Consider the following 19,520-nt stretch of genomic DNA (forward strand, 5'->3'; position numbering starts at 1 on the left):
ACCTGCTAAACCTGTTTCGTCTGTTTCGAGATGCTCGACACAGGCCTGCTTGCCCACTGCCTGGGCTGGTTTGGATTGATCGCTGAGGAGTTTTTTCGTGACTGAGAATACCCAACACTGGACCCCGGGAAACTGGACCAAACACCGTGACGTCGAAGTCCGCGCTGCCCGTGGCACCAAGCTGACGGCTAAAAGCTGGATGACCGAAGCACCGCTGCGGATGTTGATGAACAACCTCGACCCCGAAGTCGCCGAAAACCCGAAAGAACTGGTGGTTTACGGTGGCATCGGTCGCGCCGCGCGCAACTGGGAGTGCTACGACAAAATCGTCGAAAGCCTGACCAACCTGAATGACGACGAAACCCTGCTGATTCAATCCGGCAAACCGGTCGGCGTGTTCAAGACCCACAGCAACGCCCCGCGCGTCCTGATCGCCAACTCCAACCTGGTACCGCACTGGGCCAGTTGGGAACACTTCAATGAACTGGATGCCAAGGGCCTGGCCATGTACGGCCAGATGACTGCGGGCAGCTGGATCTACATCGGCAGCCAGGGCATCGTTCAAGGCACCTACGAAACCTTCGTCGAAGCCGGTCGCCAGCACTACAACGACAACCTCACCGGTCGTTGGGTACTGACTGCGGGTCTGGGCGGCATGGGTGGCGCTCAGCCATTGGCTGCAACCCTGGCCGGTGCTTGCTCGCTGAACATCGAATGCCAACAGGTCAGCATCGATTTCCGCTTGAACAGCCGTTATGTCGATGAGCAAGCCACCGACCTAGACGACGCTCTGGCCCGCATCGCCAAATACACCAAGGAAGGCAAGGCAATTTCCATTGCCCTGCTCGGCAACGCGGCTGAAATCCTGCCAGAGCTGGTCAAGCGCGGCGTGCGCCCGGACATGGTTACCGACCAGACCAGCGCCCACGATCCGCTCAACGGCTACCTGCCAATAGGCTGGACCTGGGAAGAGTACCGCGCTCGCGCCAAGACCGAGCCTGCTGCAGTGGTCAAAGCCGCCAAGCAATCAATGGCTATACACGTCAAAGCCATGCTCGACTTCCAGAAGATGGGCATTCCGACCTTCGACTACGGCAACAACATCCGTCAGATGGCCAAAGAAGAAGGCGTGGAAAACGCCTTTGATTTCCCAGGCTTCGTACCGGCTTACATTCGTCCACTGTTCTGCCGTGGCGTAGGACCGTTCCGTTGGGCGGCGCTGTCGGGCGATCCGCAAGACATCTACAAGACAGACGCCAAGGTCAAGGAACTGATCCCGGACGACGCCCACCTGCACAACTGGCTGGAAATGGCCCGTGAGCGCATCGCCTTCCAGGGTCTGCCAGCCCGTATCTGCTGGGTTGGCCTGGGCCAACGCGCCAAGCTCGGTCTGGCGTTCAACGAAATGGTCCGCAGCGGCGAGCTGTCGGCGCCGATCGTGATTGGGCGTGACCACCTGGACTCCGGCTCGGTCGCCAGCCCGAACCGCGAAACCGAAGCGATGCAGGATGGCTCCGATGCCGTGTCCGACTGGCCATTGCTCAATGCTTTGCTCAACACCGCCAGCGGCGCGACCTGGGTGTCCTTGCACCACGGCGGCGGCGTCGGCATGGGCTTCTCTCAGCATTCAGGCATGGTGATTGTCTGCGACGGCACCGATGAAGCGGCCGAACGCATCGCCCGCGTGCTGCACAACGACCCGGCCACCGGCGTCATGCGTCACGCGGATGCGGGCTATCAGATCGCGATCGATTGCGCCAAAGAACAGGGCCTGAACCTGCCAATGGTTAACCGCTGATCGCATAAACCTGTGGGAGCGGGCGTGCAACTAAGCGCCCCGCTGCGAAGGCGTCTGGCCTGATACACCGAGCCGACCCTTTCGCAGGCAAGCCTGCTCCTACAGAGATCTTCGCATTCCCCCATAGAAGGTGGTCGCATGGCTGTTCCAAATGATCGTGGTGCAAACAAATCAATGATCGAAAGGCGTTCGATCGATTACATCCCCGACGGGGAAAGACATGGTCGTCTGTTCAGTCAATTTACGTTGTGGTTGGGTGCCAACCTGCAAATCACTGCGATTGTCACCGGGCATTGGCCGTGGTGCTGGGCGATACCGATATATCCTGGATCATTGGTCTGGTGGTGCCTGCCGTCGCGTACTACCTGATCGCCAAGAAATGGCACAGCGCGATCCCAGATCGCCTGATTTTGCCGGTAGACAACGACACGGCCGAAGGAATGCCATCGGATTTGCGATCCCAGGCCGCACTGAACTGACGGTCGCCAATGCACTCGTTAGTGGGAGAGACCGTGAACACTGAAGCGCGGCGATCCTCAAGAACAATGAATACCTACAGCCGATGTTCGCGAACTTATTGTGAACACCGCCTTTCCAAGATAGCCGATGCACACGCCCACAAGGCCCAGCCGACAAGCGTTGGCTTCAAGCAGCCGGCATTAATCAACACCCACAAGGGAGTATGAATGTGACTGAGTTAAACCTGACCCCCGGCCAACTGTCCCTGGCGCAACTGCGAGCGATTTACCACCACCCGGTAACCCTTCGCCTGCATGAAAGTGCCTCGCAACAAATTGAAAACAGCGTGGCCTGCGTCGAGCAGATCCTCGCCGAGAACCGTACCGCCTACGGTATCAACACCGGCTTCGGTCTTTTGGCGTCGACGCGCATTGCCAGCGAAGACCTGGAAAACCTCCAGCGCTCGCTGGTGCTGTCCCACGCAGCCGGGGTCGGCCAGCCGATCAGCGATGAACTGGTACGCCTGATCATGGTGCTCAAGGTCAACAGCCTGAGCCGTGGTTTCTCGGGCATTCGCCGTCAGGTGATCGACGCCTTGATCGCGCTGATCAACGCCGAGGTTTACCCGCACATTCCGCTCAAAGGCTCGGTCGGCGCATCCGGTGACCTCGCACCGTTGGCGCACATGTCCCTGGTATTGCTCGGCGAAGGCAAAGCCCGTCATAAAGGCGAATGGCTGCAAGCGACTGACGCCCTGGCCATCGCCGGGCTGAAACCCCTGACCCTGGCGGCCAAGGAAGGTCTGGCGCTGCTCAACGGCACCCAGGTCTCCACCGCGTTTGCCCTGCGTGGCCTGTTCGAAGGCGAAGACCTGTTCGCCGCCGCGCTGTCTTGTGGCTCTTTGACGGTCGAAGCGGTGCTGGGTTCGCGCGCGCCGTTCGATGCCCGGATTCATGCCGCTCGCGGTCAACGCGGACAAATCGACGCCGCCGCCTGCTACCGCGACCTGTTGGGCGAAAGCAGCCAGATCTCCAACTCCCACATCGACTGCGACAAGGTTCAAGACCCGTACTCGCTGCGCTGCCAGCCGCAAGTCATGGGCGCATGCCTGACCCAACTGCGTCAGGCCGCTGAAGTGCTGGCCGTCGAATCCAACGCCGTTTCCGACAACCCACTGGTGTTCGCTGCTGAAGGCGAAGTGATCTCGGGCGGTAACTTCCACGCTGAACCGGTCGCCATGGCGGCGGATAACCTGGCCCTGGCCCTGGCGGAAATCGGCGCCCTCAGCGAGCGTCGCATCTCGTTGATGATGGACAAGCACATGTCGCAACTGCCGCCGTTCCTGGTGGCCAATGGCGGCGTGAACTCCGGTTTCATGATCGCGCAGGTGACTGCGGCCGCATTGGCCAGCGAGAACAAGGCATTGGCCCACCCGCACAGCGTCGACAGCATCCCGACCTCTGCCAACCAGGAAGACCATGTGTCCATGGCCCCCGCTGCCGGCAAGCGTCTGTGGGAAATAGCTGAGAACGTTCGAGGCATTCTCGCCGTAGAATGGCTGGCGGCCTGTCAGGGTCTGGATTTCCGCGATGGCCTGAAAACCTCGCCCAAACTCGAACAAGCCCGCGCCGCTCTGCGCAGCAAAGTGCCGTTCTACGATAAGGACCGCTTCTTCGCGCCGGACATCGAAGCCGCCAGCCAATTGCTGGCATCCAACTGCTTGAACACGCTGGTGCCCGCCAATCTGTTGCCAAGCCTGTAAATCACTGCCGAACCTGGACGGGTTCGTTATGGGAGAAGTGCTGCGAACCCGGAGGCCGGGATTCGCACCACTTCTCGCCATACAACAAAAATAAGGGATGCGATATGAAGCAACACCCAACCGGCCTGACGCGTGGACTCTCCGCTCGGCACATTCGATTCATGGCCCTTGGCTCAGCCATCGGCACCGGCTTGTTCTACGGTTCCGCGTCAGCGATCCAGATGGCGGGTCCAGCCGTGTTGCTGGCCTATCTGATCGGTGGCGCAGCGGTGTTCATGGTCATGCGCGCCCTCGGCGAAATGGCCGTGCATAACCCTGTCTCTGGCTCGTTCGGCCAATACGCCAGCACGTATCTCGGGCCCATGGCAGGCTTTGTCCTGGGCTGGACCTACGCCTTTGAAATGATCATCGTCTGCCTCGCCGACGTGACCGCATTCGGTATTTACATGGGGTTCTGGTTCCCCGATGTGCCGCGCTGGATCTGGGTGCTGAGCATCGTATTCCTGATCGGCGCGCTCAATCTGTGCAGCGTCAAAGTCTTTGGTGAAACAGAGTTCTGGCTGTCACTGCTCAAGGTCAGCGCCATCGTCGCGATGATCCTCGGCGGCCTGGGCATCATGCTGTTTGGCATCAGCTCGTCCGGCGCCTCCACGCCTGAAACAGTCGCTGGCATCAGTAATCTCTGGGCTCATGGCGGCTTCATGCCCAACGGGATCGGCGGCCTGATCGCCTCGTTCGCGGTGGTGATGTTTGCCTTCGGCGGCATCGAAATCATCGGTATCACGGCCGGCGAAGCCAAAGACCCGCAGCACGTGATCCCCCGTGCGATCAATGCCGTGCCATTGCGCATTCTGTTGTTCTACGTGCTGACGCTGTTCGTGCTGATGTCGATCTACCCTTGGCCACAGATCGGCACCCAAGGCAGTCCGTTCGTGCAGATTTTCGACAAGTTGGGCATTTCCTCGGCCGCGACCATTCTCAATATCGTGGTGATTTCAGCTGCAGTATCGGCGATCAACAGCGACATTTTCGGCGCCGGACGCATGATGTATGGCCTCGCCGAACAAGGCCAGGCGCCAAAAAGCTTTGCCCGACTGTCGCGTCAGGGCGTGCCATGGATGAGCGTGCTGGTCATGGGCGCATCCCTGCTCGGCGGCGTGGTCCTCAACTATGTGATCCCGGAAAACGTGTTTCTCATAATCGCGTCCATCGCGACCTTCGCCACGGTCTGGGTCTGGCTGATGATCCTGTTTACGCAGGTCGCCATGCGTCGTTCAATGGACAGCAAAGAGGTCGCGCAACTGAAGTTTCCGGTGCCGTTCTGGCCCTATGCCCCGGCCGCCGCAATCGTGTTCATGCTGTTCATTTTTGGCGTGCTGGGTTACTTCCCGGACAGCCGCGCGGCACTGATCGTTGGCGCGGTATGGATCGTGCTGCTGGTGATTGCCTACCGGATCTGGGTCAAACCGGGCACACCCAAGCCGCGATTGGTGTCCGAACCTTCTCCCTTCTCACCTCACTGACCTCGGAGGCCGTAGATGAAAACGCTCTGGCAACACTGTCACGTTGCGACCATGGCGCAAGGTAAGTACTCGATCATCGAGGAGGCCGCGATCGTGACGTCAGGCGAGCACATCGAGTGGATCGGCCCGCAGGCTGAACGACCCGCGCACGACTATGCCAGCGTCGTCGACCTGGGCGGTGCCTGGGTCACGCCAGGCCTGATCGACTGCCACACGCACACGGTTTTTGGCGGCAACCGCAGCGGCGAGTTCGAGCAGCGCTTGCAAGGTGTGAGCTACGCAGAGATCGCGGCGGCCGGTGGCGGCATCGCCAGCACCGTGCGCGCCACCCGTGCCGCCAGCGAAGATCAACTCTTCGCCAGTGCAGAGCAGCGGCTCAAGCGCTTGCTCAGCGACGGTGTGACCACGGTGGAAATCAAATCCGGCTACGGCCTGGACCTGGCCAGCGAACGCAAGATTCTGCGGGTGATTCGCCGGCTGGGTGCCGTGCTCCCGGTCACGGTGCGCAGTACGTGCCTGGCCGCCCACGCACTGCCGCCGGAATACGCCAACCGCGCTGACGACTACATCGACCATATCTGCAACGAGATGTTGCCAGCACTGGCGGCGGAAGGTCTGGTGGACGCGGTGGATGCGTTCTGCGAGTACCTGGCGTTCTCGCCCGCGCAGGTTGAGCAGGTGTTTATCACTGCGGCTCAATTGGGCCTGCCGGTAAAACTGCATGCCGAGCAGCTGTCATCGCTGGGCGGCTCCAGCCTCGCGGCGCGCTATCACGCGTTATCGGCGGACCATCTGGAGTTCATGACCGAAGACGATGCCCTCGCCATGGCAGCGTCTGGCACCGTCGCAGTGCTGCTGCCGGGGGCCTTTTACTTTCTACGGGAAACCCAATTGCCACCCATGGACGCGCTGCGTAAACACGGGGTCAACATCGCGATAGCCACCGACCTGAACCCCGGCACCTCGCCGGCCCTGTCGTTACGCTTGATGCTGAACATGGCGTGTACGCTGTTCCGTATGACCCCGGAAGAAGCCCTGGCGGGCGTCACCCTCAACGCGGCTAAAGCGCTGGGGCTGGGCGATACCCATGGTTCGCTGGAAGTGGGCAAAATCGCCGACTTCGTGGCGTGGAAGATTGAACGGCCAGCGGACCTGGCTTACTGGCTGGGCGGCGATCTGGACAAGCGGATCGTGCGTCACGGCGTTGAATCACTGGTTTGATACTCAGGAGGTAGGTGTGAATAAGGTTCTGGATTTCAAACGCGGCCGGCTGCCCTTACTGATCAGCATGCCCCACGCTGGATTGCGCCTGACCCCAGTGGTCGAGGCGGGTCTGGTGGACGCAGCACAAAGCCTGCCAGACACCGACTGGCACATCCCGCAGCTGTATGATTTCGCCAGCGAACTGGGGGCCAGCACCCTGGCGGCCGAGTATTCGCGTTTCGTCATCGACCTCAATCGCCCGGCCGATGACACGCCGTTGTATGCCGGCGCGACCACAGGCCTGTTCCCGGCGACGCTGTTTGACGGCTCACCGCTGTTCCGCGAAGGCCTGGCACCCAGCGCTGAAGAGCGCGCCCGCTATCTGGCGCTGATCTGGACCCCGTATCACCAAAGGTTGCAGCACGAACTGGCGCGGCTGCGTGACGAATTCGGCTATGCGCTGCTGTTCGATGCGCATTCCATTCGGGGCGAGATTGCGCACCTGTTTGAAGGCCGCCTGCCGGACTTCAACCTCGGTACGTTCAACGGCGCCAGCTGCAGCACAACGCTGGCCCTCGAGTTGGAAGCGGTCTGCGCATCAGCCACCGATTACACCCATGTCCTCAACGGACGCTTCAAGGGCGGCCACATCACCCGCCATTACGGTGACCCCGCGAACAACATCCATGCCGTGCAGCTGGAGCTGGTGCAAAGCACCTACATGGAAGAGTTCGAACCCTTCAAGTACCGTCCGGACCTGGCCGAGCCCACACAAGAGGTGCTGCAAAACCTGCTGCAAACACTGATCGATTGGGGACAGAAGCGCTACCCAGGCTGATACCGCGAAAGCCTCATGTCAGGCGACCGCTACTTCCTGAGCAACCGCAACCCGTTGAACACCACCAGCAAACTGACGCCCATGTCGGCAAACACAGCCATCCACATGGTTGCCATGCCGGCGAAGGTGACGATCAGGAACACCGCCTTGATCACCAGCGCGAGAATAATGTTCTGCTTGAGAATCGCAGACGTCTGACGTGACAGGCGAATAAAAGCCGGAATCTTGCGCAGATCGTCGTCCATCAAGGCGACATCGGCGGTTTCGATTGCAGTGTCCGTCCCCGCCGCCGCCATCGCGAAACCAATCTCGGCGCGGGCCAGGGCTGGCGCATCGTTGATGCCGTCTCCGACCATGCCCACGCGATGGCCCTGAGCATAAAGTGCTTCGATGGCCTGCAGTTTGTCAGTTGGCAACAGGTTGCCCTGCGCCTGATCGATGCCGACCACATCAGCAATCGCCTTCGCGGTATGCGGATTGTCGCCGGTGAGCATCATGGTTTTGATGCCCAGCGCGTGCAATTCGCGAATGGCCTCACGGCTGCTTTCCTTGACCGTATCGGCAACCGCGAACAGCGCTATCGGGCCGAGTGAATCACACAGCAGCACCACGGATTTCCCCTGGCGCTCCAATGCGTCGAGCTTTAGCTCAAGCTCCGGCGAACACTGGCCAAGCTCTTCTACCAACCGATGGTTACCCAAGTGATAAAGCTGACCGCCCACCTCACCGCGCACACCACGCCCGGCCAGGGCTTCGAACGCCTGGACCTCATGCAGGGTCAATTGCTGCTCAGCCGAGGCTTTGGCAATGGCCTGCGACACAGGGTGCTCGGAACGGCTGGCCAGACTGGCCGCGATGCTCCGCGTGATGTCGCTGATCCCCGGGGCATCAGGGCCTAACGCCAGGTAGTCAGTCTGCACGGGCTTGCCGTGGGTAATGGTCCCGGTTTTATCCAGCGCCAGGTAATCGAGCTTGTGCCCGTTTTCCAGGTACACCCCGCCCTTGACCAGAATGCCTTTGCGCGCAGCTGCCGCCAGCCCGCTGACGATGGTCACCGGGGTGGAAATCACCAGCGCACAAGGGCAAGCGACCACCAACAGCACCAGCGCACGGTAGATCCAGTCGAACCAGACAGCGCCCATCAATAGCGGCGGAATCAACGCCACGGCCAAAGCCAACAGAAAGACCGCCGGGGTGTAGATTTTGGAGAAGCTGTCGACAAACCGCTGAGTCGGCGCGCGCGAACCTTGAGCCGCTTCGACCGCATGAATGATCCGCGCCAGCGTTGAGTCATTCGCCGCAGCCGTCACCCGATACTCCAGCGAGCCTGCCTGATTGATGGTGCCCGCGAAGACTTTGTCCCCAGCGGCTTTTTCTACCGGCAGGCTTTCTCCGGTGATCGGTGCCTGGTCGATGGTCGAGTTGCCCGAGACCACTTCACCGTCCAGCCCGATTCGCTCGCCCGGCCGCACGCGCAACAGCGCGCCCAACTCGACGGTTTTCACCTCTTGCTTGAGCCATGTACCGTCGGCTTGCTGCACGGTGGCCGACTCGGGGGTCAGCTGCATCAAGCCACCGATGGCGTTACGTGCCCGATCCAGAGACTTGGCTTCGATCAACTCAGCCACGGTGAACAGAAACATCACCATGGCCGCTTCCGGCCATTGACCGATCAATACTGCACCGGTCACGGCGATACTCATCAACGCATTGATGTTCAGGTTGAAGTTTTTCAGGGCAATCCAGCCCCTTTTGTAGGTGCTCAGACCGCCACTCAAGATCGCGACCAACGCCACCAGCGCTACCACCCAGTTGGGTGCCAGTTGGGCAAAATGGATCACTTCAGACGCCAACGCCGCCACGCCCGATAAAGCCAGCGGCCACCACGGTTTTTTCACCGGCGCAGGAGCAGTCGCATCGGCACTGGCGCCCTTCTCAACCGGCTCGGCGTGCATGCCCAGCGAGCTGATCGCTTCGCAGATCGGGTCGGTAGACGGCAACTCATGCCAGACGCCCAGCAAACGGTTGATCAAGTTGAACTCAAGCTTGTGCACCCCCGCCAGCTTGCCCAGCTTGTTCTGGATCAGGGTCTGCTCGGTCGGGCAATCCATTTGCTCGATGCGGAAGCTGCTGAACTGCGCCGAGGGCGAAGTGGATTCGCTGAACTGGACGACCGCAGGCGCAGCGGCTGACGAACAACAGGTGTGCGCATGATCAGCCGCCGCATGGGGCTTGGCGTGGTGATGTTCAGAATGGTCGTGTTCGGAGTGATTGTGTTCGGAATGCGGATGTTCAGAGCGGCTCATCATCGAGTCCTTGAAGGTGCTTGTTGCCAAGTGAACACCCTGTAGCCACTATAGGGTCAAGCACGTAAACGAGATTAATCCCCATGAAGATTGGCGAGCTGGCGAAACTGACGGATTGCCAGGTAGAAACCATCCGCTATTACGAACGCGAAGGCCTGCTGCCGCCGCCCGCACGCAGCGACGGCAACTATCGGGTCTACACCCAGGCGCATGTCGAACGACTGACGTTCATCCGCAACTGCCGCAGCCTGGACATGACCCTCGAAGAAATTCGCAGCCTGCTAAGCCTGCGCGACAGCCCGCAAGACCAGTGCGAGAACGTCAATGCGCTGATCGACGAGCACATCCAGCACGTCAACGCCCGGGTGGCGAGCCTGCAAGCATTGCAGGCGCAGCTATTGGAGCTGCGTCAGCGCTGCATCGATGGCACCCTGGAGCATTGCGGGATCTTGCAGCAGCTGGAAGCCAGCGGAGGGGTTGTGGCGGCAGAGAGTGAACACTCTCATGTGGGAAGAAGCCACGGTCATTGATCGCGGCGCTTCAAGGCACACCGCGTCGAGACATTCACGAATGAGTTCACTCCCACAAAGATCTCGAAAATCCTGTGGGAGCGATCAGGCTCAACGCCTCAAACAGCCATCGGCGCCGTCATCGCCGGATGGTGCTCGTACCCTTCCAGCGTAAAGTCGCCTGGCTCGATCAGCTCCAGCCACTCGGGCTGATACACACCGGTCTGGGCGAACGCTGGCACACGCTCGGAGATCACCAGTTGCGGCGCCGGGAATGGCTCGCGCTTGAGCTGTTCGTTGAGCATGTCCAGGTGGTTTTCATAGACGTGGGCATCACCGATGAAATAGGTGAACCAGCGCGGCGTGTAGCCGGTCAGGCGACCAATCAACGACAGCAAGGCCGCGCCTTCGGTCAGGTTGAACGGCGTACCCAGCCCGAGATCGTTGGAGCGGATGTACAGCGTCAGGGAGATCTCGCGAGTCTCCTGGTTCGGGTGGAACTGGTAGAGCAGGTGGCACGGCGGCAGCGCCATTTCATCGAGCTGGGCGCAGTTCCAGCCGTGGAACAGAATCCGGCGACTGCCTGGGTCTTTGATGATGGTGTCGACGCACTGGCGAATCTGGTCGATGGCCTTGTACAGCACGACGTAGGGCTGGCCGTCTTCTTCGGACTGAGCGATCTGCTGATAACCCTGGCTGATTGCCAGTTCGATGGCCGCAGGATTGCTGGTCTCAATCCTTTTGTAGGCTGGCCATTTGCGCCACTGCACACCGTAGATTTCGCCCAGATCGTCTTCGCCCTTACGGAACGGATTGTCCAGCCACTGCGCATTTTCGTTGGCGTTCTGGTCCCAGACCTTGCAGCCCAGCGCGCGGAATTCGGCGGCATTGTTCACGCCACGCAGAAAACCGACCATTTCGCCTATGGCCGACTTGAAGGCCATGCGCCGGGTGGTGATCGCCGGGAAACCTTCCTTCAGGTCATAACGCAACATCGCGCCGGGAAAACTGATGGTTTTCACCCCGGTACGGTTGGCCTGCAAGGTCCCGTTCTTGATCACATGGGCGACTAAATCCAGATATTGCTTCATAAATTACCTGTATCGGTGAACTCGCCGGGCAGTAACCCCGGCGTTTCAGTGTTAAACCGCAGCGTTTTTGGCCGAGGGAGCGCGGTGATAAGCCAGCCAGATCAACAACAGACCGCCGATAATCATCGGCAGGCTAAGGATCTGACCCATGGTGACCCAGCCCCAAGCTAGGTAGCCCAGCTGCGCATCCGGCACGCGGACGAATTCGACGACAAAGCGGAAAATCCCGTAAAACAGGGCGAACATCCCCGAAACGGCCATCGTTGGGCGTGGTTTACGCGAGAACAGCCAGAGAATCAGGAACAGCGCCACGCCTTCCAGAGCGAACTGATACAGCTGCGACGGATGACGCGCCAACTGCGCCGGATCGCTGAACGGCGGGAAGACCATCGCCCACGGCACATCGGTCGGCTTGCCCCACAACTCGGCGTTGATGAAGTTGCCAATGCGCCCGGCGCCCAAACCAATCGGCACCATGGGTGCGATGAAATCCATCAGTTCGAAGAACGACTTGCCGTTGCGTTTGCCGAACCACCAGGCCGCCAGCATCACGCCGATAAACCCGCCGTGGAACGCCATGCCGCCTTTCCAGACTTCGAAAATCAACAGCGGATTGGCGATATACGCGCTCAAATCGTAGAACAGCACGTAACCCAGTCGGCCACCGACGATCACACCCATGGCGAGCCAAAAGATCAGATCGGAGAGCTTTTCCTTGGTCCAGGTCGGGTCGAAACGGTTCATGCGGCGTGAAGCGAGCAACCAGGCACCGCCAATACCAACCAGGTACATCAAGCCGTACCAATGGATTTTCAGCGGGCCAATGGCCAATGCAACCGGATCAATCTGCGGGTAAGGCAGCATTGCGACTCCTCAAATAAAACGCTCTAGTCACTAGAGCTACTGAACCAGAAAGCTTATACCCACGCACAGCAGCAGCGTGGCGAACATTCGTTTCAACAAGCGTGGCGACAGTTTATGCGCCAGCCGGGCGCCGAAGCGCGCAAAAATCATACTGGTCAAGGCGATGCCCAGCAGCGCCGGCAAGTAAATGAAGCCCAGGCTGTGCGCAGGCAGCCTCGCGTCATGCCAGCCCAGGACCATGAAGCTCAGGGCGCTGGCCACCGCAATCGGGAAGCCACAGGCCGACGAGGTTGCCACTGCCTGCTGCATCGGCACGCTGCGCCAGATCAGAAACGGCACGGTCAGCGAGCCGCCACCGATGCCGAAGATGGCCGAGGCCCAGCCGAGAACAGTGCCCGCGAGTGTCAGACCCACCTTGCCCGGCACGCCGCGACTGGCCTTGGGCTTGAACTCGGCAAGTAACTGCAACGCCACCAACACGGCGAACACGCCAATGATTTTTTGCAGGTGCGGGCCGGCGATGGCTTTCGCCGTCAGCGCGCCAAACCCGGCACCCACGAGAATACCCACGGTCATCCAGATAAAAATCGGCCAACGCACCGCACCGAGACGGTGATGCTCTCGCACCGCGTTGATCGAGGTAAAAATGATGGTTGCCAGCGATGTGCCAACGGCCAGGTGGGTCAATATCGACGGATCGAAGCCTTGCAACGTGAAACTGTAGACCAGCACCGGAACGATGATGATCCCGCCACCCACACCAAACAGCCCCGCCAGCACGCCGGCACCAGCGCCCAACAGCAAATAGAGCAGGAATTCCATGGGTGTCCCTCAAATCAGTCCGGCATGGTAACGGAAGCACGGCACTCAGCTCTAGCGGCGAGCGATGTGATGTACGCTTGATCCGTAAGGTAGAGTGAAGAAAAAAGGAGTCCCGCATGTGCCTGATTGTCTTCGCCTGGCGCCCCGCCCACCGACAGCCATTGATCGTCGCCGCCAACCGCGATGAGTTCTATGCCCGCCCGACCCAGCCGCTGGCCCAGTGGCCTGAGGCACCCGGCGTGTATGCCGGCCGCGACCTTGAGGCTGGCGGGACCTGGCTGGGCATTGGCGCTCACGGACGCTTTGCCGCCTTGACCAATATCCGCAATCCGAATCAGCCGCTGGGGCGTCGTTCTCGCGGCGAGCTGGTGGCGCAATTTTTGTGTGGCGAACAATCGATGGAGGGCTATCTGGCCGAAGTGGTGGGCCGCTACGATGAATACGCAGGCTTCAATCTGTTGCTCGGGAATGCCGAAGCGCTGTATTACCTGAGCGCTGTGAATCCGCACCCGCAACGCCTGGAAGAAGGCGTCTATGGCGTGTCGAACGCAAGCCTGGATACGCCGTGGCCGAAACTACAGAAAGCCAAGGCCGCCCTCGTCGCGCAACTGGATGACCCGCAGCCGTCGTGGCTTCTGACCTTGCTGCGAGATCCGGCGACAGCGCCGTTCGCTGACTTGCCCGATACCGGCGTGGGCTTGGCCACAGAGAGTTTACTGTCGAGCGTATTCATCGCCAGCCCCAGCTACGGCACCCGCGCCAGCAGCGCGCTGATCGTCAACGCCGACGGCAGCCGCCATTTCATCGAGCACAGCTTCGGACCCTATGGCGGGCACTTGGGTGAGGTTGAGTTGCGGGTTTAGGGCGTTGGCGTCACTCCCTTGTAGGCGCTGCCGAAGACTGCGAATCGGGCCGGGTTCCGGCCGAAGCAGTCGCAAAATGGCTGGATTCACTCCCGCATGAAGGTCCTCCGGGTCGAACGCGACCCCGGCCTTTCGCAGGCAAGTCAGCTACGGCCTAGCGGGCAGAGGCCGAGACCGTGTGGGCAATACTTTTGCACGGGCTTCCGAATGGTCTTCGCAGACAAGTCTGCTCCTACGGCCTAGCGGCCAGAAGCGGAGACCGTGTGGGCACAATGCTTTTGATAGGTAGGAGCTGACTTGTCTGCGAATAAGCCCGGCACGGGCTTCCGGCAGGTTTGGGTTTGACCCTAATTGAGGGGCAAGACGGTATCTACAGTAAGCCGCGGCACCTTGTAAGAGCATGGGGACGCCCAGTCCTTACCCGCGATGGCTGAGTGTCAGACGCTGAAGGTCAGTGCCCTTTCACCGAAGCCGGGTTGATCATCCGCGACAGGCCCAGGTTTTTCAGGGCCAGTTGCAGGGAGCTGTGGATCACTTGCGGGTTGTCGATGGTCATCAACTGCGCCAGCAGTTCCTTGGCTTTGCTCAGGTTGATCTGACGCAACATCCACTTCACTTTCGGCAGGTTGGTGGCGTTCATCGACAGGCTGTCGAAGCCCATCGCCATCAACAGCACGGCCGCCGCCGGGTCGCCCGCCATTTCACCGCAGATGCTGACCGGTTTGCCTTCGGCGTGGGCATCGCGCACCACGTTTTGCAGGGCTTGCAGCACGGCCGGGTGCAGGTAGTCATACAGGTCGGCTACACGCGGGTTGTTGCGGTCGACCGCCAACAAATATTGAGTCAAGTCGTTGGAGCCCACTGACAGGAAGTCCACCTGACGCGCCAGTTCGCGCGTCTGGTAAACCGCTGCCGGGATTTCGATCATCACGCCAATCGGCGGCATCGGCACGTCGGTGCCTTCGTCGCGCACTTCACCCCAGGCGCGGTGGATCAGGTGCAGCGCCTCTTCCAGCTCATGGGTGCCCGAAATCATGGGCAGCAGGATCTTCAGGTTGTTCAAGCCTTCGCTGGCCTTGAGCATCGCCCGGGTCTGCACCAGGAAAATTTCCGGGTGATCAAGGGTGACGCGAATCCCGCGCCAGCCGAGAAAGGGGTTGTCTTCCTTGATCGGGAAGTACGAGAGCGATTTGTCGCCACCGATGTCCAGGCTGCGCATGGTGACCGGCAGCGGATGAAAGGCCGCCAGTTGCTCTCGATAAATCGCCAGCTGTTCTTTTTCGCTGGGGAAGCGCTGATTGATCATGAACGGCACTTCGGTGCGGTACAGGCCCACCCCTTCGGCGCCACGCTGCTGAGCACGGGCGACATCGGCCAGCAGGCCGGTGTTGACCCATAATGGCATGCGATGCCCGTCCAGGGTCACACACGGCAGCTCACGCAGGGCATCGAGGCCCTGGGACAGTTGCCGTTCTTCTTCAACCACCTCAGCGTACTGCTTGCGCATGATCTCGCTGGGGTTGGTGAAGACTTCACCGTGGTAGCCGTCGACGATCAACTGAATGCCATCGACCTTGGAGTACGGCAGATCAACCACGCCCATGACCGTCGGAATACCCATGGCTCGCGCCAGAATCGCGACGTGGGAGTTGCCGGAGCCAAGTACCGAGATCAGGCCGACCAGCTTGCCTTCCGGCACTTCACCGAGCATGGCCGGTGACAGCTCTTCGCTGACCAGAATAGTGTTATCGGGGTAGACCAGCGTCTGCTGGCGCGCCTCCTGGAGATAGGCCAGCAGGCGGCGACCCAGATCTTTGACATCGGACGCGCGCTCACGCAGGTAAGCGTCGTCCATCAATTCGAAACGTTTGACGTGCTCGCTGACCACTTGGCGCAACGCGCCTTGTGCCCACTGCCCGGTCTTGATCACGTCGGTCACTTCGCTGCCCAGCGAAGCGTCGTCGAGCATCATCAAGTAAACATCGAACAGTGCGCGCTCTTCGGGGCGCAACTGGGTGGCGAGCTTGGCCGACAGCGAGCGCATGTCGCCGCGCACGCCTTCCAGGGCATTCTGGAACAGGGCCAGTTCGGCTTTGATGTCGCTGACGGTTTTGTCCGGCACGACTTCAAGATCAGCTGGCGGCAGCATAACGAAAGCCGTCCCCACCGCTGCGCCCGGCGAACCCGGCACACCGACGAATCGGGCTTCCTGAATGCCTTTGCCCTGACGGCCCAGCCCACGGATCGAACCGGTGGCCTCAGCGTGGGCAATAACCCCCGCCAACTGAGCGCTCATAGTCACGAGGAAGGCTTCTTCGCCCTCGTCGAACTGACGCCGCTCCTTTTGCTGGATGACCAATACGCCGACCACACGACGGTGGTGGATGATCGGCGCACCCAGGAAGGACGCGTAGCGCTCTTCGCCCGTCTCGGCAAAGTAGCGATAACGCGGGTGATCAGCAGCGTTTTCGAGGTTCAGCGGTTCTTCGCGGGTGCCCACGAGGCCAACCAGGCCTTCGTTGGGCGCCATGCTGACCTTGCCGATAGAGCGCTTGTTCAGGCCCTCGGTAGCCATCAACACGAAGCGGTTGGATTCAGGATCGAGCAAATAGACCGAGCAGACTTGGCTGCCCATGGCCTCTTTGACGCGTAACACAATAATCCCCAACGCCGCCTTGAGATCCTTGGCGGAGTTAACTTCCTGGACGATCTTGCGCAGCGTATTGAGCATGGCTCGGGGTCGAACTCCGTCGTCAGTCGCGCGCTAGCAGGCGCGGGGCAAGCTCTTTAAGGGCGCGTCGATACACCTCGCGCTTGAATGTCACCACCTGGCCCAACGGATACCAATAACTGACCCAACGCCAGCCATCAAATTCCGGTTTACCGGTCAAATCCATCCGCACCCGCTGCTCGTTGGAGATCAGGCGCAGGAGAAACCACTTCTGTTTCTGGCCGATGCACAGCGGTTGACTGTGGGTACGGACCAAACGTTGCGGCAAACGATAACGCAACCAGCCCCGGGTGCAGGCGAGAATTTGCACATCATGCCGTTCCAGCCCGACTTCTTCATTCAATTCGCGGTACAAAGCGTCTTCCGGCGTCTCCTGAGGGTTGATTCCACCTTGAGGAAACTGCCAGGCATCTTGGTTGATTCGCCGAGCCCATAAGACCTGGCCAGCATCATTTGTCAGAATAATCCCGACATTAGGGCGAAAACCATCGGGGTCGATCACGGCAACAACCTCGTAAACGCATGTTGCCGCATTGTTCCACAAAGATTATGAAAGCAGCAACGAGGCTGCGCAGCTTATGTGCACTCTTGTGAAAACGCCGTATTCTGGTGGCCTTTTTTCAGCTATTTCAGTGAGTAACTCCATGCGCCTGGCTTTATTCGACCTTGATAACACACTTCTGGGTGGTGACAGCGACCACGCCTGGGGCGATTACCTGTGCGAGCGCGGCATTCTTGACGCCATCGCCTACAAGGCGCGCAACGACGCGTTTTACCAGGATTACCTGGCGGGCACGCTGAACCTGAACGATTACCTGAACTTCAGCCTGGAAATCCTCGGCCGTACCGAGATGGCCCAGCTGGATCAATGGCACCGCGAGTTCATGCGCGACTGCATTGAGCCGATCATTCTGCCCAAAGCCGAAGCGTTGCTGGCCAAACACCGTGAAGCAGGCGACAAACTGGTGGTAATCACCGCGACCAACCGCTTTGTCACGGCGCCGATAGTGACGCGCCTCGGTGTGGATACCCTGCTTGCCACCGAATGCGAAATCATTGATGGTCGCTACAGCGGCCGCACCATCCATATACCCTGCTTTCGTGAAGGCAAAGTGACGCGCCTGAACCTATGGCTTGAAGAAACCGGCTTAAACCTGGACGACAGCTATTTCTACAGCGACTCGATGAACGATCTGCCACTGCTGGAAAAAGTCGCCAACCCGGTGGCGGTCGACCCTGACTCACAACTGCGCGCCGAAGCCACAAGTCGCGGCTGGCCGGTGATTACGTTACGGAAGTGATGATCCGGACGCCATCGCGGGCAAGCCCGCTCCTACAGTAGATCGCATTCCATTGCAGGAGCGTGGGGAACGCCCAGTCATTGCCCGCGATAAGGTCCGAAGGAGCTTCCAGCTAAACCGGCTTGGCGCCCATCAACCCTGCAATCGCGATAAAACACACGCCGCTGAACACGGCGAGTGCGACGGTGAGTTTCGGGTTACCTGTTGCCCCCGGTACGCGCAGGCGGTTCAGTCTCACCAGCAGCCACAACCAGCTCAGGCTGCCGAACAGATACAGCACCTCTGCGGTCAACAGCCAGGTCTGACTGAGCGGCCAGCCACCGTAATGCACCAGCCACCAGCCGCTAACGGGCAAGGTCAGCAGGCACACGCCCATCAAGGCCCAGACGAGCACCCAAGGCCGTTGCAACGTACGGTTCTGGACCAGCGTGTCGCCCGCAAAACGGCCGCGAATGACCCAGCCCGCGAGCCCCAGGGCACTGAGCACAAACAGCACCGTTGCCACGCTGTGCACGATTTTTAGGGCGGTGAAAGTTTCCATATTCTTTAAATCCCTGTCAGATCATTTTCGTCAGCGTAGCAGCGCGCCCCTCATCCCAGCGCTTTATCCCAGGAAGAGTTTGTACGCCGGGTTATCCGTTTCATCCCAATACGGATAACCAATCTCGGCCAGCGCCGCAGGGATCAGGTGACGTTCGTCCTCCGGCACCACCAGCCCCGCCATGACCCGGCCATCCGCCGCACCGTGGTTGCGGTAGTGGAACATCGAGATATTCCACTGGCCGCCGAGCTTGTTGAGGAAGTTGAACAGCGCGCCGGGGCGTTCGGGGAATTCAAAGCGGAACACCACTTCATCGCTGACCCGCGCCGCGTGGCCGCCGACCATGTGCCGGATGTGCAGCTTCGCCAGTTCGTTATGGGTCAGGTCCAGCACCGGAAAGCCCTGTTCGGTCAGGCTGCTGAGCAGCGCGGCGCGCGGGTCGTTTTCCGGGTGGGTCTGCACGCCGACGAAGATGTGCGCTTCGCGATCGGTGTGGTAGCGGTAGTTGAATTCGGTGATCTGGCGTTTACCGATGGCTTTGCAGAACGCTTTGAAGCTGCCCGGCTTCTCGGGAATGGTCACCGCGATGATCGCTTCGCGGCCTTCGCCCAGCTCGGCGCGTTCGGCGACGTGGCGCAGGCGGTCGAAGTTGACGTTCGCCCCGGAGTCGATGGCCACCAGGGTCTGGCCGCTGACGCCGTACAGCTCGACGTACTTCTTGATCCCGGCCACGCCCAGTGCGCCGGCAGGTTCAGTGATCGAGCGGGTGTCGTCGTAGATGTCCTTGATCGCCGCACAGATTTCATCGGTACTGACGGTGATCACGTCGTCGACGTAATCCTTGCAGATATCAAAGGTGTGCTTGCCGATCTGCGCCACCGCCACGCCGTCGGCAAATAGCCCGACCTG

The 19,520-nt window shown here is 60.3% G+C and carries 16 protein-coding genes and 1 pseudogene; 9 read left to right on the forward strand and 8 right to left on the reverse strand.

The genetic code is table 11. The features are described from left to right. Positions 1-97: 97 nt before the first annotated feature. The 6 genes and pseudogenes from hutU (at position 98) to hutG (ending at position 7,583) form a co-directional block, all read left to right on the forward strand. Positions 98-1,798: a urocanate hydratase gene (hutU, locus tag K0F75_RS19495; RefSeq protein ID WP_219063609.1), complete on the forward strand. Its 1,701-nt coding sequence runs from the start codon at positions 98-100 to the stop codon at positions 1,796-1,798. Between the two features lie 138 nt (positions 1,799-1,936). Next, positions 1,937-2,145 (forward strand): annotated as a pseudogene (locus K0F75_RS19500) (cytosine permease); the annotation flags it as partial. Positions 2,146-2,480: 335 nt separating this feature from the next. Then, positions 2,481-4,019 (forward strand): histidine ammonia-lyase, encoded by a 1,539-nt coding sequence (gene hutH, locus K0F75_RS19505; protein WP_219063610.1) that lies wholly within the window; start codon positions 2,481-2,483, stop codon positions 4,017-4,019. Between the two features lie 104 nt (positions 4,020-4,123). After that, complete coding sequence (locus K0F75_RS19510) at positions 4,124-5,542, forward strand: amino acid permease (protein WP_219063611.1); 1,419 nt, start codon at positions 4,124-4,126, stop codon at positions 5,540-5,542. A 15-nt stretch (positions 5,543-5,557) separates the two neighbouring features. After that, a complete protein-coding gene (hutI, locus tag K0F75_RS19515; RefSeq protein ID WP_219063612.1) occupies positions 5,558-6,763 on the forward strand; it encodes an imidazolonepropionase in 1,206 nt (401 codons plus the stop codon). Positions 6,764-6,779: 16 nt separating this feature from the next. Continuing rightward, positions 6,780-7,583, forward strand: coding sequence for an N-formylglutamate deformylase (gene hutG / locus K0F75_RS19520; RefSeq protein ID WP_219063613.1), 804 nt, complete (start codon positions 6,780-6,782; stop codon positions 7,581-7,583). Between the two features lie 29 nt (positions 7,584-7,612). On the opposite strand, the gene K0F75_RS19525 is transcribed toward hutG, so the two are convergent. Then, positions 7,613-9,892 carry a heavy metal translocating P-type ATPase gene (locus tag K0F75_RS19525; RefSeq protein ID WP_219063687.1) on the reverse strand — a complete coding sequence of 760 codons (2,280 nt, stop codon included), beginning with the start codon at positions 9,890-9,892 and terminating at the stop codon, positions 7,613-7,615. A gap of 80 nt (positions 9,893-9,972) precedes the next feature. Here K0F75_RS19525 and cadR point away from each other — a divergent pair, with 80 nt between their 5' ends. After that, entirely contained in the window at positions 9,973-10,419 is a 447-nt protein-coding gene (gene cadR / locus K0F75_RS19530) for a Cd(II)/Pb(II)-responsive transcriptional regulator (protein ID WP_219063614.1), read from the forward strand. A gap of 98 nt (positions 10,420-10,517) precedes the next feature. Here the strand turns inward: cadR and K0F75_RS19535 are convergent, their stop codons facing one another. From K0F75_RS19535 to K0F75_RS19545, 3 genes are read right to left on the reverse strand one after another with little or no spacing between them, the layout of a single operon-like run. After that, the gene (locus K0F75_RS19535) at positions 10,518-11,489 is read right to left on the reverse strand and encodes a thymidylate synthase (RefSeq protein ID WP_219063615.1); all 972 of its coding nucleotides are present in this window, start codon (positions 11,487-11,489) and stop codon (positions 10,518-10,520) included. A gap of 51 nt (positions 11,490-11,540) precedes the next feature. Further along, on the reverse strand, positions 11,541-12,353 hold the full coding sequence (gene lgt, locus K0F75_RS19540; RefSeq protein WP_219063616.1) for a prolipoprotein diacylglyceryl transferase: 813 nt from the start codon (positions 12,351-12,353) through the stop codon (positions 11,541-11,543). A 36-nt stretch (positions 12,354-12,389) separates the two neighbouring features. After that, positions 12,390-13,175 carry a sulfite exporter TauE/SafE family protein gene (locus K0F75_RS19545; protein ID WP_219063617.1) on the reverse strand — a complete coding sequence of 262 codons (786 nt, stop codon included), beginning with the start codon at positions 13,173-13,175 and terminating at the stop codon, positions 12,390-12,392. Between the two features lie 116 nt (positions 13,176-13,291). On the opposite strand from K0F75_RS19545, the gene K0F75_RS19550 reads away from it, so the two are divergent. After that, positions 13,292-14,038 carry an NRDE family protein gene (locus K0F75_RS19550; RefSeq protein WP_219063618.1) on the forward strand — a complete coding sequence of 249 codons (747 nt, stop codon included), beginning with the start codon at positions 13,292-13,294 and terminating at the stop codon, positions 14,036-14,038. Positions 14,039-14,489: 451 nt separating this feature from the next. Here the strand turns inward: K0F75_RS19550 and ptsP are convergent, their stop codons facing one another. Continuing rightward, on the reverse strand, positions 14,490-16,769 hold the full coding sequence (gene ptsP, locus K0F75_RS19555; protein ID WP_219063619.1) for a phosphoenolpyruvate--protein phosphotransferase: 2,280 nt from the start codon (positions 16,767-16,769) through the stop codon (positions 14,490-14,492). Between the two features lie 22 nt (positions 16,770-16,791). Further along, positions 16,792-17,271 (reverse strand): RNA pyrophosphohydrolase, encoded by a 480-nt coding sequence (locus K0F75_RS19560; RefSeq protein WP_219063620.1) that lies wholly within the window; start codon positions 17,269-17,271, stop codon positions 16,792-16,794. Between the two features lie 142 nt (positions 17,272-17,413). On the opposite strand from K0F75_RS19560, the gene K0F75_RS19565 reads away from it, so the two are divergent. Then, positions 17,414-18,070: an HAD family phosphatase gene (locus K0F75_RS19565; RefSeq protein ID WP_219063621.1), complete on the forward strand. Its 657-nt coding sequence runs from the start codon at positions 17,414-17,416 to the stop codon at positions 18,068-18,070. Between the two features lie 112 nt (positions 18,071-18,182). On the opposite strand, the gene K0F75_RS19570 is transcribed toward K0F75_RS19565, so the two are convergent. Next, complete coding sequence (locus tag K0F75_RS19570; protein WP_219063622.1) at positions 18,183-18,611, reverse strand: DUF2269 family protein; 429 nt, start codon at positions 18,609-18,611, stop codon at positions 18,183-18,185. Positions 18,612-18,674: 63 nt separating this feature from the next. After that, positions 18,675-19,520 (reverse strand): threonine ammonia-lyase, biosynthetic (gene ilvA / locus K0F75_RS19575; RefSeq protein WP_257604440.1); only part of this gene is annotated, 846 nt, incomplete at its 5' end.

It is taken from the genome of Pseudomonas sp. UMAB-08 (assembly GCF_900095225.1).
Classification (GTDB): domain Bacteria; phylum Pseudomonadota; class Gammaproteobacteria; order Pseudomonadales; family Pseudomonadaceae; genus Aquipseudomonas.